This is a genomic window from Peptoniphilus asaccharolyticus DSM 20463, assembly GCF_900176115.1.
Classification (GTDB): Bacteria; Bacillota; Clostridia; order Tissierellales; family Peptoniphilaceae; genus Peptoniphilus; species Peptoniphilus asaccharolyticus.
This window is the reverse complement of the sequence record NZ_FWWR01000009.1, coordinates 85,922-100,006: the sequence shown is the minus strand read 5'-3', so window position 1 is coordinate 100,006 and position 14,085 is coordinate 85,922. Positions and strand designations below refer to the sequence as shown.

Annotated in this window: 13 protein-coding genes; 2 read left to right on the top strand and 11 right to left on the bottom strand. The window is 31.9% G+C overall.

Features of this window, described 5'->3' with window-relative positions; translation table 11 throughout:
* Positions 1 to 45: 45 nt before the first annotated feature.
* Positions 46 to 1,401: an MATE family efflux transporter gene (locus B8869_RS01085; RefSeq protein ID WP_084229924.1), complete on the bottom strand. Its 1,356-nt coding sequence runs from the start codon at positions 1,399 to 1,401 to the stop codon at positions 46 to 48.
* Between the two features lie 581 nt (positions 1,402 to 1,982).
* On the opposite strand from B8869_RS01085, the gene B8869_RS01080 reads away from it, so the two are divergent.
* Entirely contained in the window at positions 1,983 to 3,284 is a 1,302-nt protein-coding gene (locus tag B8869_RS01080; RefSeq protein ID WP_084229923.1) for a YjiH family protein, read from the top strand.
* A gap of 337 nt (positions 3,285 to 3,621) precedes the next feature.
* Here the strand turns inward: B8869_RS01080 and msrB are convergent, their stop codons facing one another.
* The 9 genes from msrB to B8869_RS01035 all read right to left on the bottom strand — a co-directional run bounded on the left by msrB (position 3,622) and on the right by B8869_RS01035 (position 12,487).
* Positions 3,622 to 4,554, bottom strand: a complete 933-nt coding sequence (gene msrB, locus B8869_RS01075) for a peptide-methionine (R)-S-oxide reductase MsrB (RefSeq protein ID WP_084229922.1) — start codon at positions 4,552 to 4,554, stop codon at positions 3,622 to 3,624.
* A 150-nt stretch (positions 4,555 to 4,704) separates the two neighbouring features.
* Positions 4,705 to 6,072: a sensor histidine kinase gene (locus B8869_RS01070; protein ID WP_084229921.1), complete on the bottom strand. Its 1,368-nt coding sequence runs from the start codon at positions 6,070 to 6,072 to the stop codon at positions 4,705 to 4,707.
* Between the two features lie 2 nt (positions 6,073 to 6,074).
* Complete coding sequence (locus tag B8869_RS01065) at positions 6,075 to 6,761, bottom strand: response regulator transcription factor (protein ID WP_084229920.1); 687 nt, start codon at positions 6,759 to 6,761, stop codon at positions 6,075 to 6,077.
* Positions 6,762 to 6,862: 101 nt separating this feature from the next.
* Positions 6,863 to 7,138, bottom strand: coding sequence for a rhodanese-like domain-containing protein (locus B8869_RS01060; protein ID WP_084229919.1), 276 nt, complete (start codon positions 7,136 to 7,138; stop codon positions 6,863 to 6,865).
* 11 nt (positions 7,139 to 7,149) lie between these two features.
* A complete protein-coding gene (locus tag B8869_RS01055) occupies positions 7,150 to 7,773 on the bottom strand; it encodes a hypothetical protein (RefSeq protein ID WP_084229918.1) in 624 nt (207 codons plus the stop codon).
* Positions 7,774 to 7,824: 51 nt separating this feature from the next.
* Positions 7,825 to 8,304 carry a GNAT family N-acetyltransferase gene (locus B8869_RS01050; protein WP_084229917.1) on the bottom strand — a complete coding sequence of 160 codons (480 nt, stop codon included), beginning with the start codon at positions 8,302 to 8,304 and terminating at the stop codon, positions 7,825 to 7,827.
* A gap of 123 nt (positions 8,305 to 8,427) precedes the next feature.
* Positions 8,428 to 9,909, bottom strand: coding sequence for a DEAD/DEAH box helicase (locus B8869_RS01045; protein ID WP_234989708.1), 1,482 nt, complete (start codon positions 9,907 to 9,909; stop codon positions 8,428 to 8,430).
* A gap of 125 nt (positions 9,910 to 10,034) precedes the next feature.
* A complete protein-coding gene (locus B8869_RS01040) occupies positions 10,035 to 10,421 on the bottom strand; it encodes a (deoxy)nucleoside triphosphate pyrophosphohydrolase (RefSeq protein ID WP_084229916.1) in 387 nt (128 codons plus the stop codon).
* Between the two features lie 92 nt (positions 10,422 to 10,513).
* Entirely contained in the window at positions 10,514 to 12,487 is a 1,974-nt protein-coding gene (locus B8869_RS01035) for an S-layer homology domain-containing protein (RefSeq protein ID WP_159445218.1), read from the bottom strand.
* 153 nt (positions 12,488 to 12,640) lie between these two features.
* Between B8869_RS01035 and B8869_RS01030 the strand changes: the two genes are divergently transcribed.
* Positions 12,641 to 13,648 carry an NAD(P)-dependent oxidoreductase gene (locus B8869_RS01030; RefSeq protein WP_084229914.1) on the top strand — a complete coding sequence of 336 codons (1,008 nt, stop codon included), beginning with the start codon at positions 12,641 to 12,643 and terminating at the stop codon, positions 13,646 to 13,648.
* A gap of 56 nt (positions 13,649 to 13,704) precedes the next feature.
* Here B8869_RS01030 and B8869_RS01025 read toward each other — a convergent pair whose 3' ends face one another.
* Entirely contained in the window at positions 13,705 to 14,016 is a 312-nt protein-coding gene (locus B8869_RS01025) for a DUF1904 family protein (protein ID WP_084229913.1), read from the bottom strand.
* Between the last annotated feature and the right edge of the window lie 69 nt (positions 14,017 to 14,085).

Below are 14,085 nucleotides of genomic sequence, written 5' to 3'. Positions count from 1 at the left end.
TTTAATTGTCTATATAATACAATAAATACTTTGTAAAATCAATATTTAGCCTTTTATTGTGAGAACTCTTTCATTAATTTTTTTGTATGTGAAATTTTCTATAAAGTACTTTGAATAAACAAAGTTTATTATTTCCGCTATTAAATAAGAAGCCCATACATATTCTATCTTACCTAAAAATGATAGTACATATGCTAACGGCACAAGTGCAATAATTTGTCTTACCAATGATGAGAAAAATGAAATCATTCCATTTCCAAGTGCTTGGAAAGTTGCCGCAGCGACTATATTATATGCGGCTAGTATAAAACATGTCGAAACAATTCTCAGTGCTACTATTCCTAAATCATACATTTCTTTAGATGGGTTAAAGAATGATATAAGTTGTCCTGGAAAAATCTGAAATATTATAAATCCACCTGTACAAATTATAAATCCACCTTTCATACAAAAGCTTATTATCTCCTTGCACCTATCTTTATTAGCTGCTCCATAATTATATGCCAAAGTTGATACCATACCATTTGTAAGTCCAAACAAAGGCATAAATATAAAACTTTGCAACTTAAAATATGCACCCAATATTGCAACTGCTGAATCTGAAAATTGACTTAGTATCTTATTTAAAAAGTATACTGCCACAGATGTTATGGACATGAGTGCAAAACTTGGCAATCCCACATCATATATTTTTTTAATTGTGTCAAAATCCGGTTTTGAGAAGTTAAATGCAACTTCTTTATTGTAAAAATGGTTAGCTAATAGAGCTATAGATGAACCTATCCCCTGCCCTATAACTGTTGCTATTGCAGCTCCCTTTACTCCCATTGCCGGCATGGAGAACATTCCAAAAATCAATATTGGGTCTAAAATTATATTTACTATTGCCCCCACACCTTGAGAAAGCATGGTAAATAGAGTTTTGCCCGTGGCTTGTAAAAGTCTCTCTGTCATTATTTGCACAAATACAAAGATCGGTATTCCCGTGATTATACCTATATACTCAACTCCATATTTTATTATCATTGGATCTGTAGTTTGTGATTCAAAATAGGTTCTGGACAAGACAAGTCCAAAAATTATAAAAATTATACTATGCACTACACATAGGAAAAAACTGTTAAATGCTATTTTGCTTGTGAGTTCTTTATTTTTTTCTCCTAAACTTCTTGATAACAGCGAGTTTGAACCCACTGCTGCTCCAATCGCCAAACTTATCATCAAGTTTTGTATAGGAAATGCAATTGAAACTGCTGTAAATGCTTTTTCGTCAATCATAGATACGAATTTTGAATCCACAATATTATATAAAGCTTGTATAAGCATTGAAATCATTATTGGTATTGATATTTTTAAAACCAGTTCGGGTACTGGTTGATTGGCCATTTTTTCAGAATTCATGTAATACCTCCGTCAATAAATATTACACTATATTTTTGGATATCTCAACATTTGATATTGCGCTTAAAATGTTTGGTTTTTGATATGTTTGGTAATGTTTGTGTGGTTTTAATATTTTTATTTTGTATATGTTGCGTAGGGGCGGCAAGAGCGTAGCGAAGCCCGCCCGTGACAGTTCGTGGATGATACAGTTTGTGATTTTCAAATGATTTTTTGGTTATAATTTTCAACATTCATGTTTCGTAAATGGTTTGGGATTTCGTTTGGTTTGGGCTACGGCGGGACGGCCTCACATCCGTTCGTGCGTCCCCTACGGGTTTATTTTTCATCTTATGTTTTCTTAAAATTCTTATATCCTATTTCCCAATTCCAATACCAACATTTCAACAACGATTTTGGATTTCGTTTGGTTTGTGGGCAAACGGGACGGCCTCATGTCCGTTCGTGCGTCCCCTACGGGTTTATTGGAAAACCATCCTACCTCGCATCTCTTAGTGCGTCTCATTATATAATAATTTATTCCGATAATTTGTTATCATAACTATGTAGTGTTATAATTAAAGAAAAAAGGAGGATTTTATATGATTAAAAACAGAAGTAAAGCGCTTTCAAGATTTGTACTGTATAGTCTTTTTGGAATTTTTATGTTTTTTGTGCCTATTAATTTTAATGGTAAAAGTTCAATTCCTCTTGACCATATAGTATCTGCAATCCAAACTATACCTCACTACAAGGAAGTTTACGGATTAATTATTGTAATAGCTGGTGTTATCTATCCATTTGTTAAGGGAACATGGAAAAAAAGTAAAATCAAAACTGTTTTCACTTTTATAAACATCTTAGCTATTCCATTTGTAATAATGGCTGTTTTCAATATCGGCCCTGAAGGTTTGATGGAAAAGAGCATGATTCCATTTGTATTCAACAAGGTTGTCGTACCTGTTACAACTATCATACCTATAGGTTCTGTATTCTTGGCATTTATAATTTCTTATGGTCTTATGGAATTTGTTGGCGTGTTCATGCGTCCTGTAATGATGCCTATATTTAAAACTCCTGGCCGTTCTGCTATAGATGCTGTTGCTTCCTTCGTGGGTTCTTATTCGCTTGCCCTACTTATAACAAATGGTGTTTATAAGGAAGGTAAATATACTGCGAAAGAGTCTTGTATTATAGCAACTGGGTTCTCAACTGTTTCTGCTACTTTTATGATTATAGTTGCGAAAACTCTTGGCTTTATGGAAACTCACTGGACTCAATATTTTATAGTTACAGTTATAGTTACATTCTTAGTTACTGCTATTACATCAAGAATATATCCATTATCTAAAAAATCTGACGAATACTACAATGGTATTGAAGGTGATGTAGAAAAAGATATTAAACAAAACAAATTAACTGTTGCTACTAATTTTGCACTTGAAGTTTCTAGTGCTGCACCTGGGGTAGTAGAAAATACTAAAAAGAACTTCACTGATGGTATCAAGCTTGCATTAGCTATGGCTCCATCACTTATGGCAGTTGGTTCAATTGGACTTATAATTGCAAAATACACACCTGTATTTGATATTGTGGGATATGTTTTCTATCCATTTACTTATATCGTTGGTCTTCCTGACGCAGCTTTGGCGGCAAAATCTCTTTCAATGAGTATTGCAGAAATGTTCCTACCTGCTATGCCTATGGCAGAATCTGCAATGGTTACAAGATTTGTTGTCGGTGTAACTTGTGTTTCTGAAATATTGTTCTTCAGTGGTTCAATTCCTTCAATGCTAAGTACTGAAATCCCTCTAAAGATGAGAGATTACTTTATCATTTGGTTTGAAAGAGTTGCGCTATCAATACTTTTAGCTGCACCTTTTGCACATTTCTTATTTAAATAGTTATTTGAAAATATCCGTTAGTTTTGCTAATGGATATTTTTATTTTGAATTGTGCTATGTATAGTGTGGCAGATTATAGCCATACTAAACTTCTTATTTAGTATACCTAACATCTTGTTGCACAAAAAAGAGGACTATCTAAAATAATCCTCTTTTCCTAAAATCTATTCCCACCAAAATCCATTCAGCAGAATTTGGTTTAAAATATATTCTTTTTTATATTTATCAGCAAATTCAAATAACTTCTCTCTCAAAGCAAAACCATCTGAATTTGAATTTTTTTAGAATTTCGTATGAGGTTGATTTTTCAATAATATTCATCAAATCTCCTCTTAGTTTAAATATATTTTTTCAATTCGCCATAGCCTTCTTTTTCTAAATCTTCTTCTGGGATAAATTTAATTGAAGCGCTATTTATGCAGTATCTCAACCCACCTTTTTCTATCGGTCCGTCTTCAAAGACATGCCCCAAGTGTGAGTCCCCAGCATTGCTCTTAACTTCTATTCTCTTCATATTAAAGCTATTATCTTGGCTATATTTTACAGTCTCAGGCGAGATTGGTTTTGTAAAGCTTGGCCATCCACAGAATGAATCGAATTTATCTTTTGATGCAAAGAGTGGTTCTCCTGTAACTATATCTACGTACAATCCCTTTTCTTTTGTATCCCAATATTCATTTTCAAACGGTCTCTCTGTTGCACTGTTTTGAGTGACTTCGTACTGTTCTTTTGTCAGTTTTTCTTTTATTTCTTCATCGCTCGGCTTTACATAATTTTCAGAATCAACCAATGGCTCATAGGCTTTCATAACATCTATATGGCAATATCCTGTAGGATTTTTTAGTAAATAATCTTGGTGGTATTCTTCCGCTAAAATATAGTGTCTTAGAGGTTCAACTTCAACCACAATTGTCTGTGTATAACTTTTTTGTTTCTCCTCAATCACTTTTTTAATTGTTTCAACTTCCAAATCATCTGTATAGTAAATCCCTGTTCTATATTGTGTGCCTACATCATTACCTTGTCTATTTAATGAGGTTGGATCAACTACCCTAAAATAGTACAAAAGCAGTTCTCTCAAAGATACTTTAGACTCGTCATATTTAACATGAATTGTTTCTGCGTGGCCTGTCTGCTTAATGAGTTGGTAGTTTGTTGTCTCTACATCTCCATTTGCATATCCCGAGGTCACTTTTAAAACTCCGTCTATACGCTTAAAATAGTCCTCTAATCCCCAAAAACATCCGCCAGCTAAATATATATCTTTCATAATTATTCCTCCTATTCAAGTAGTTTATCTTTACCCATTATTTTAAGATCTTACTTAAATCAAAAAAACGACCGTTCCCAGTCGTCTTTTTATTTTTTATGTGTCTTATACAATATAAAGTTAAATCACTTTTGTTGGTCAGAAATTATTTTAGGTTCTAAATTCTAATGTAAATGTAGTTTCGCCCTCTTTTGAGCTTACATATACATCTCCGTATCTCTTCATAATATCTTTTACCAAGGAAAGCCCTATTCCAAAGTTTCCACCTTTGCCCTTGTAAAACCTTTCAAATATATGACCTATTTCAGAAGAATCTATTCCATCTCCATCATCAGTTATCTCTACTTTTATTAAATTTTCTAATTTTGTTCCATCAATTTTTATAGTGTGCTTTGCATATCTTTGAGCGTTTGAGATTATATTGTCGAATACTTTTTCTATCAGCTCTTCATCTCCAATAAATTCTAAATCATCTGGCAAATTTATCTTAAATTCTAAATTTTTCCCGTTACTAAACGAAATATTATTGGTTGATTCATAGATTATTCCAGCTATATCAACTTTCTTTTCCTTAATTTCTTTATTTTCAAATTTTGATAAATACAATATATCGTCCACTAACTTCGACATCTTTTGGCTTTGATTGTAAATTACTTCAAGTCCCTTTTCTTTATTTATTACATCATGCATTATTCCCTCTGTATAGCCTTGAATAGACATCAATGGGGTTCTCAATTCGTGAGATGCATTTTGAAAGAAATTCTTTTGCAGTTGTTCTGATTTATCTATTAAATCAGACATGTGATCTATAGTATCTACCACACTTTCAAATTCTTCATACAAGACATCAGCTTTTTCTATATTCTTCTCTCGCTTACCAACCTTGATAAGATATTTGTTTAAATTTCTAAATGATATGTTAATTCTTCTAAGGTGTAATGAAATTAATAGGACACTTAGTCCTGCAAAGATTGTGAATAGCACTACAATAAACTTATCCATCAGCTTTACTATACTTTGAACTGATGTTGTATTTATATAAGTTATCACCTCATATAAATCTTTTGGACTGCCTTCGTCAAATATGAAATAGCCGTCAAAATATCCCTCATAAAATTTTCTGCCGACTATATATGATTGCTCTCCTATGTTCACGGAAATTTTTTCATCTTTCCACGTCTCTTTCATAGCCACTTCATTTAAAATTTCTTCTGCTTCTATTTTTTCTCTATCGGTGTACCAATCTCCTATAAATGAATATGGATCTTCATTAGGTTTTGTAATTATTGTATGCACCGGAAAATATATATTATTGTCCATATCCAAAGAAAATTTCGTACTGTGTGTTGTATCTATAAATCTCGATTCAAATTCTTCGCTTATGGAGTCCGCAGTTATGTCCGTTATATAACTCTTCATCACAACGTGAAATATTATTGCCACAAATATAAACACCATTAATATGCTAACAGGTGGAATAATCAGCAAACTATTGAACAGTTTCTTTTTCTTTTTCATATCTATTCCGCCAACTTAAGCCTGAATCCAAATCCCCACACAGTTTCAATTTGGACTTCACTTCCACTATCTTTTAATTTTTTTCTGAGCCTCTTTATTGTGTCGTCTGTTACTCTTGTCTCAACCGATGCGCTATAACCCCAAATGTCATTTAAAAGTTCCTCTCTAGACACAGCAGAATCTTTTTTATCAATCAAATATGTCAACAAGCTATGCTCTGTTTTTGTAAGGTTTAATTCCACTCCATTTATTTCACACTTTTTCAGTTGTTGAGATAAAATTATATCTCCAAACACGAGGTCGTCGGTGTCTTTTTTCAATTTGTTCTCACGTTTTAAAATAGCATTTACTCTCATCATCAATTTTATAAGTGAAAATGGTTTTGTAAAATAATCATCACATCCGGCAGTAAATCCGGCTATGTAATCCATGTCTGTATCTTTGGCAGTCAAAAGCAATATCGGAACCTCGGATATTTCTCTAATTTTGTTTGTCATAGCAAATCCATCAGTTCCAGGCATCATAACATCTAAAATTATTAAATCCGGCTCTTGTATTTTAAACTCTTCAAAGAGCAAATCTCCATTTTCAAAAATCTTTACAGTATGTCCTGCTTCTTCTAAGAAACTTTTTATCAACTCTCTTATATCTTTTTCATCATCTGCTACGTAAACTAATCCCTTTGTCATATTTCACCTCTCTATTTAAAAATTATTTTTAATATTATTAAAATTATACACAGCCACCAACTATTTAGCAAAAATAAAAAGTGCATCTTATGATACACTTTCTATCCTCTATAGGTCATCATTCCACCCTTTACGTTCACAGCGTCCATTCCCTTTTTCTGTAAATAGATTGCTGCTCTTTTACTTCTCGCTCCACTTGCACACACTAAATAAATTTTCTTTTTCGATTCAAAATTTTGAATTTGAGAAAGAGGTACATTCTTCGCCTTAGGTGCGTGTCCAACTTTGAACTCATAAGGTTCTCTTACGTCAACTATAATCCCATCATCTTCTATCTCGTCCCAAGTTACAGAGGGAACAGATTTAAAAAACCACATATTCTTCTCCTTTAATTTTGTGCAGGTATTGGATTTTCTAATGTCTCATTTTCAAAAAAGTCTGTTCCTTCAATGGCATTGTTAGTTGTAGCATAAAAAACTGTTACAAACTTTTCTCCATCTATGGCAAAGTTCACGGTTACCAGATTTGACTCCATAAAATATTTTTCAAATTGAGTTCTGTATCTATTCATTTCATAGATATATCCAGTGTCAAGCTTTGTCAGTTTCCCTTCGATTACTCTCTCACCATCTTGAATATCTAAATAAGATGGTTTAGATACAATGGTTATCTTAGGAGTTTCATCAGGTTCTATAACTTTTCCATCTTTATTAAATAAAAGATACATATTTTTATCTTTTTCTAAATGAATGGTTGGAATATCCCCTTCTATTCTGCCGTTTAGAAAATCATTTAACTTCTCTAAATCAGCTTCATCTTTCTTTGAAAATTCCTCTTGTGTAAATGTCTTTACTATTGGTATTCTCTCGTCAGTGCTAAGTCTTACATCCACTTTTACACCATCAACCGTATTATTTCTCATATATTTTGGAGTTGGTCTAAGAGAAATTATAAAAAAAGCTATTATAGCAACTACGACCACTGCCAACCCTAAAAAGATTTTCTTAACCATTTTATCCTCCTGCACATTATAATTTAGTTAATTTATACCCTAAAAATAGTTTTATCTAATTTCTCCAATAGTCTTTTGAACCCACACAATTCCATACCTTTTTCCAAACTTATATCCTATGTGTTTAAACTCTCCAACAAATTCAAATCCCATTTTCTTATGAAATTCAATACTTGCTCCATCGCTCTTTGAATCTTTTTCATCTGCCGTAGTTATACAAGCGCACATATTCACTATTCCCTGTTCTATCAAAAGTTTTTCTAGTTTCTCATAGAGTTTTCTTCCTATTTCATTTTTTCTATTATTCTTTTTTAGATAAATTGAAGTTTCAACAGATTTATCATAAGCCGCTCTGCTCTTAAATACATTTGCGTATGCATAGCCAACTATTCCCCCATCAACTTCCGCAACTATGTAAGGATATTTGCTAGATATGCTCTCTATTCTATTTCTAAATTCAGCTTCTGTTGGTGGTTCATATTCAAAACTTATGGACGTTTCTAGAACGTACGGACTATATATTGCAAGCAAGTTTTTGTATCATCTAAATTAACTCTTCTTATATTCATATTTCACCCCTAAATTTATTTTTACTAGTATAACAAAATTTTTTATTTTGCAACAAAAAAACTGTGCTCATCACACAGTTTAAAATTAATTTGAATGTCTTTTTTTGTTGCCTTTTTTGAAATCTTTATAGTTATTAGATTTCTTACCATTCTTATTTCTATTTTTGTTGTTATTGTTTCTGTTGTAGTTGTTAGAGCCTTTACCTTTTTTGGAACCGCCCTTACCAGACCACTTATATTTTTGACCATAATCAACTTGGTCAAGTCTTTGGTGGTTTCTTTGATTTTCTTGTTCATCAACCATTTTAAGAAGTAGCGCTGCAATTTCAACTGCTCCATACTCTCTAGCTAAAAGTCCATCAATTATCGGTAGGTATTTAGAGATGTCCGGTTTTCTTTCCATCTTCTCTTCAACTATTTCGATAAGTCTATCAAATTGTCTTGCATCCATATCTGAAATTGTTGGAAGCTCCATATATTCCATTTTAGCTTTTGTATAACGCATTATATCTTGTAGTTTGTAAATATCTCTTCCAACAACAAACGAGAATGCACGACCTGTTCTGCCGGCTCTTGCTGTACGACCTATTCTGTGTACATAGTATTCTTCATCTTGAGGAATATCAAAGTTTATTACAACATCAACATTTCCAACATCTATACCTCTTGCTGCAACGTCTGTCGCAACCAATATTTCTATGTTAGATTGTCTAAACTTCTTCATAACTTGATCACGTTGGTTTTGTTTTAAATCTCCATGAAGCCCGTCCGCTCTATAACCACGTGATGAAAGTTCTTCAACCAATTTATCAACTTTTCTCTTTGTATTACAGAATACTATTGATAGTTTAGGATTGTAAATATCCACTATACGGCTTAAAATTTCTGTCTTCATTACTTCTGACATTTCAAGATAGTATTGTGTGATGTTTTCTACTGTAAGCTCTTTGTGCTTAACTTTGATAACCTCAGGATTGTTTTGATAAATTTTTGAAAACTCTGTTATTTCTTTGCCCATTGTAGCTGAGAAGAAACAAGTTTGTTTTTCTCTGTTTGTTTGGTCAAATATAGTTTTCATGTCATCTCTAAAGCCCATGTCAAACATCTCATCTGCTTCGTCTAAAACTGCAATCTTTAAATCGCCTAGTTTTAAAGTTCTTCTACGCAAATGGTCCATAATACGGCCTGGAGTTCCGACAACTATTTGAGCATCATTTTTTAGTGCAACTCTTTGTCTATCAAAGTTTGTTCCACCATATATTGGCACAACGTGTATTCCCTTTTTATATTTTGCAAGTTTTGTTATTTCATTTGCAACTTGTATTGTAAGCTCTCTTGTAGGACATAGGACTAAACCTTGTACATAATTTTCAGGCTCTACAATTTCAATCATAGGTATACCAAAAGATGCAGTCTTTCCTGTACCTGTTTGTGCTTGACCTATAAGGTCTCTACCTTCTAAAAGTGGAGTGATACTTTGTGCTTGGATAGGGCTTGCTTCTTCGAAGCCCATTTCTTCAACAGCTTTTAAAATCTCTGCTGAAAGAGATAATTCATTAAATTTCAATAATATTTCCTTTCTCGTTCATAAACTGAAAAAGGCAGCCGAGCTGAACTCGACCGCCAAATTCTTTCTTAAATACATTTTACGCTATATTTACAATTAATGCAAACAATAGTTTTAAATTAAGTTTATTTAAATTTTCTCAGTCTCTCTATTACTTCAACATTGCCCGATAAGAAATTAAATTTATCAAATTCATCTATTCTAACCCACTTAGAATCCATGTGTTCTAATAATTTTAAATCTCCATCTATTAGCTTGGCCATATAAATATAGAGATCCACTGAAAAATCTTCATAGTCATGTGTTATATTACACAACAATTCTTCTACTTCTATTTCAGATTGAAGTTCTTCTCTGATTTCTCTTTTTAGTGCAGCTTCATCACTCTCTCCAGATTCCACTTTTCCTCCTGGAAATTCCCAAAAGCCTTTAAGCTTTCCGTAACCTCTCTGGGCTATGAAAAATCTGTTTTCTTCTTTTATAACTGCTGCAACAACTCTAATTCTATTCATATAACCTCTATATTGTTAATACAAAATTTTAACATTAAATTTCACGTTTAAAAACTCCCCAAAATTTGGGGAGCTAAAATTAATATTTAATTTTATCTAATTCCTCTTGAATAGAAGTTGCCATAAATTATTCTACCATCATAAGCAGATCTAACTTCTGAAACAGACCATTCTCCATTAGAAAGTCTTGTTCCTATTACATCTACTCTTTCACCTTCATTCATAGCTTTTCCATTGTTATAAGTTGTGCTAAGTTCAAATGTATCGCCATTTCTCATATAGTTATTATTTGAATCTTCTACACGTAAAAAGTAAGTTAATCCAGCTTGACCAAATGCTCCATCTGTTCTAACTCCATCAACTCTAGCTCTTATAGCAAAATTAGCACCTTCTCTAAGGAATTCAAGTTTTCTAACATAGCTACCATTATCTCTAACTACGCTAACTTCTCTACCTTCAAAGTCTCTTGTTGTCAATTGAGTTCTTCCAACTCCATTTTCTCTATATTCAGTATATCTATCTGTATAAACTGTTTCTATAGTTCTATTGAAAGTTCTAATATCTAATCTAAAGCCATTTCTTTCTTCATAAGCTCTTTCTATTCTACCAGTTAGATTTTGTCCATTTCTATAGTCATTTCCAACATTTGTTACAACTTTATAGTTTGTAGAAAGAGTTATTCTTTCTCCTCTTCTAAGGTTATCAAATAATCTTGAATTGTTATAGAATGGATTATTTCTGTTTAATTCAGTTCCGTAGAAAGTATAAGTTTTACCATCTTGTAATTTAAGCTTTATATATTCTCTTGAAGATGTAGAACCGTAGAAAATTTCTGTGATTTCTCCAGTTGCTCTACCATTTCTTGGATAAGCTACAACTTCTGAAACTTTTCCTGAATTATCAGTTTTAAATTCCACTAAATCATCAATTTGTAATTGATTTGCTCTTGTTTCAACTCCTAAAGAATAAACTTTTGCATTATTTGCTAAAGTGAATGTAGCTGTATCTGTTGTTGAAATTTGGCTTACTGAAGAAGTATCTACTTTACCGTCATCAGTTCTGTATTTTGCTGTGAAGCCATCTTGTGCTCTGTTTGTGATGTATCCAACTAAGTTTTTAGCTGAATTTGTAACTTCAATAGTTGTAATTACATTATTAGTTGCTTCGTTGCCAGCTTTTTGATAAGTAACTTTAACTTCTTGATCTGGTTTTAAGTCTGTAAACTTAAGTGTTGTTCCATTGCTTGTTATCTTAGTGTTTGAGTTAACTTTTAATTGAATTGTTGACTTGTTGCTTTGTTCAATTATAACTGTGTCCACATTGCTAATGTTTGTAGCTATTACGATTTTACCTGTAATATTTGCCAGCTCTGGAGTTTTATTTTTATTTAATTTTAAATAGTCATAAGAAAGTTTAGTGATTTTTGCCATTTCACTTCTTCTTATACTTCTTGTTCCTTCAAATCTTCCATCTGAACCTGTTGATGAGAATATGCCTTCTTTTACTAAGTTAGCTAAATATCCTCTTGTTGCACTTGGAATTGAACTTTTATCTTCATGTCTTAGGAAAGTTTCATCTCCTGTAGCAGATAGTTTAAGAGCTCTTGCAAAATAAACTGCAATTGTATTTCTATCTGGTACTAATTTGTTTTTTCCTTCGCCAATGAATCCTTTAGATGCTGCTTCTTTAACTGTAGCTTCTGAGAATACATTGTTTTCAATTGCAATTGCAAATGCATCTCTTGCCCATTCAGGAACTTTTGCATCTTCTAATATAGCTCTGTACTTAGCTCTTGCAGAAGCAATTTCTGAACCGCTTGGGCTTAAAAGTCCCTTTATAAGTTCAACTGTTTCTTCTAAGCTCACAGAATTATTAGGTTGGAATTCACCATTTGGGTAACCATTTATAATTCCTTTATCACTAAGTTCGTCTATATAACCGTAAGCCCAACTATGAGGACCATTTTTCGCAACGTCTTTAAATTCTTTTGCGCTAACTAAACTTGGAGCAAGTACAACTGCACATAATCCAACTGAAAGTGCCTTTGTAATTTTATTTGTTTGCATATAAAAAACCTCCCCTGTTTTTTTGTTATTATACCACATGTTAGTAGAATTAATGTTACAAGAATGTTTCAATAAATTTAAAATAGTGCTAATATAGGCTTAAGATAAATATTTTTTCATGGATTTAGGTATAAATATAAAAGAGGTGATTTTGTGAGATATTTACCAATTAGTTACGATACAAAAGATAAAAATTTACTTATTTTAGGTGGTGGGCTGTTAGCTCTTTCTAAAATAAAACAGATGCTAAACACGGAATTTAAAATTTATGTAATCGCTGAAAGCTTTGTAAATGAAATATCAAATCTTCAAGAGCAACATCCCGAACAGCTATTTTTAAAAGAAATGAAAATAGACAATAATTTTGTTTTCTTTGCCTATGATTTTCTTTTAATTGCCACTACTAATTTTGAGCTCAACAATGCAATTGAAGAACGTGCTTTAAAAACTGGCATTCTATATGAGAGATGTGATGTAATATCAAGTTCTTCCATACTATTAAATGAATTAGTTTCAAAAGAAGATATACTTATTGGAATTTCAAATGAAAAATTAAATCCTACAATTGTCGAAATTATTAAAGATGACCTAACTAAGCTATTAGATACATACAATATGGATAAAATTAAAATTTTAAACAAAATTCGTACTGAATTAGTTAGAAAAAATGCTTCCAATGTAGATGAAACTATCAAAAAACTTTTTGTTGAAGAAAAAATAAAAGCGGAAGATTATTTGAATACTCTACAAGAAGATATAGCAAAAGATGAAGTAAAAGATAACTTAGAAAAAGATACCTCATTCGAAGAATCTTATGAGTCTGTCACAGAATTTAGTGCTGAAGATGGAAAAGAAGAAATTTTAGATTTAGAAAAATCTTTTGATAAAGAAACTGTCGAAGAAACTCTTGCTGATAATGAGTTCAAACTTGATAAGGTAGAATATGGTTTCCAAAAAGTAGAAATTGGCGATGACTTAGATTTTCACTTTGAAAGAAAACATAAAGACTATGCTAATGACGAATTCCCATTTAAAAATTCTGAAGATACAGTTGAAAAAGAAAATTTTAAAAAAGAAGAAAAGTCTCAAAATAATTTTCAAAATAAATTTAAATCAAGCTGGAATAAAATTTCTAAACCCGATTTCTTTAGAAAAAAATAAGATAATTTTTAAAAAGGTGCTGTTACAGGAAGAATCTGTAACAACACCTTTGTTTTTTATTCATAGTAGTCATCTTCACTCACGTGAGTAAAATAAACTTCACATTCTAAATAGCCAAATTTTTTAACTTCTCTTTGTATTAAATCAGCCATCTTCTTTTCAAGACCAAGACCTCTGTCAAATTGAATCACTTCAATCAAAGGATACATTTCAAATTCTTTTCCATTTGAAAAATATTCTGTCATAGGTCTTTCAATTGTAAAATAGTCTATCGGTGTACCTGTAAGCTCCGACAATTGCTCCGGTAAATTTACGCTTAAGCTGATTGTATCTTCTCGCTTAACTCCTTTAAAAATCAATTGAGGCATATCTATCTCCTTAATCTTAACAAAACTCTGTTGTAATTCGATATCTAATTATAACAAATTGTAGCTCAC

Excerpts from the sequence above, each read along its gene's own strand:
- B8869_RS01085 (WP_084229924.1), bottom strand. The coding sequence starts at position 1,401 with ATGAATTCTGAAAAAATGGCCAATCAACCAGTACCCGAACTGGTTTTA.
- B8869_RS01080 (WP_084229923.1), top strand. The coding sequence starts at position 1,983 with ATGATTAAAAACAGAAGTAAAGCGCTTTCAAGATTTGTACTGTATAGT.
- msrB (WP_084229922.1), bottom strand. The coding sequence starts at position 4,554 with ATGAAAGATATATATTTAGCTGGCGGATGTTTTTGGGGATTAGAGGAC.
- B8869_RS01070 (WP_084229921.1), bottom strand. The coding sequence starts at position 6,072 with ATGAAAAAGAAAAAGAAACTGTTCAATAGTTTGCTGATTATTCCACCT.
- B8869_RS01065 (WP_084229920.1), bottom strand. The coding sequence starts at position 6,761 with ATGACAAAGGGATTAGTTTACGTAGCAGATGATGAAAAAGATATAAGA.
- B8869_RS01060 (WP_084229919.1), bottom strand. The coding sequence starts at position 7,138 with ATGTGGTTTTTTAAATCTGTTCCCTCTGTAACTTGGGACGAGATAGAA.
- B8869_RS01055 (WP_084229918.1), bottom strand. The coding sequence starts at position 7,773 with ATGGTTAAGAAAATCTTTTTAGGGTTGGCAGTGGTCGTAGTTGCTATA.
- B8869_RS01040 (WP_084229916.1), bottom strand. The coding sequence starts at position 10,421 with ATGAATAGAATTAGAGTTGTTGCAGCAGTTATAAAAGAAGAAAACAGA.
- B8869_RS01035 (WP_159445218.1), bottom strand. The coding sequence starts at position 12,487 with ATGCAAACAAATAAAATTACAAAGGCACTTTCAGTTGGATTATGTGCA.
- B8869_RS01025 (WP_084229913.1), bottom strand. The coding sequence starts at position 14,016 with ATGCCTCAATTGATTTTTAAAGGAGTTAAGCGAGAAGATACAATCAGC.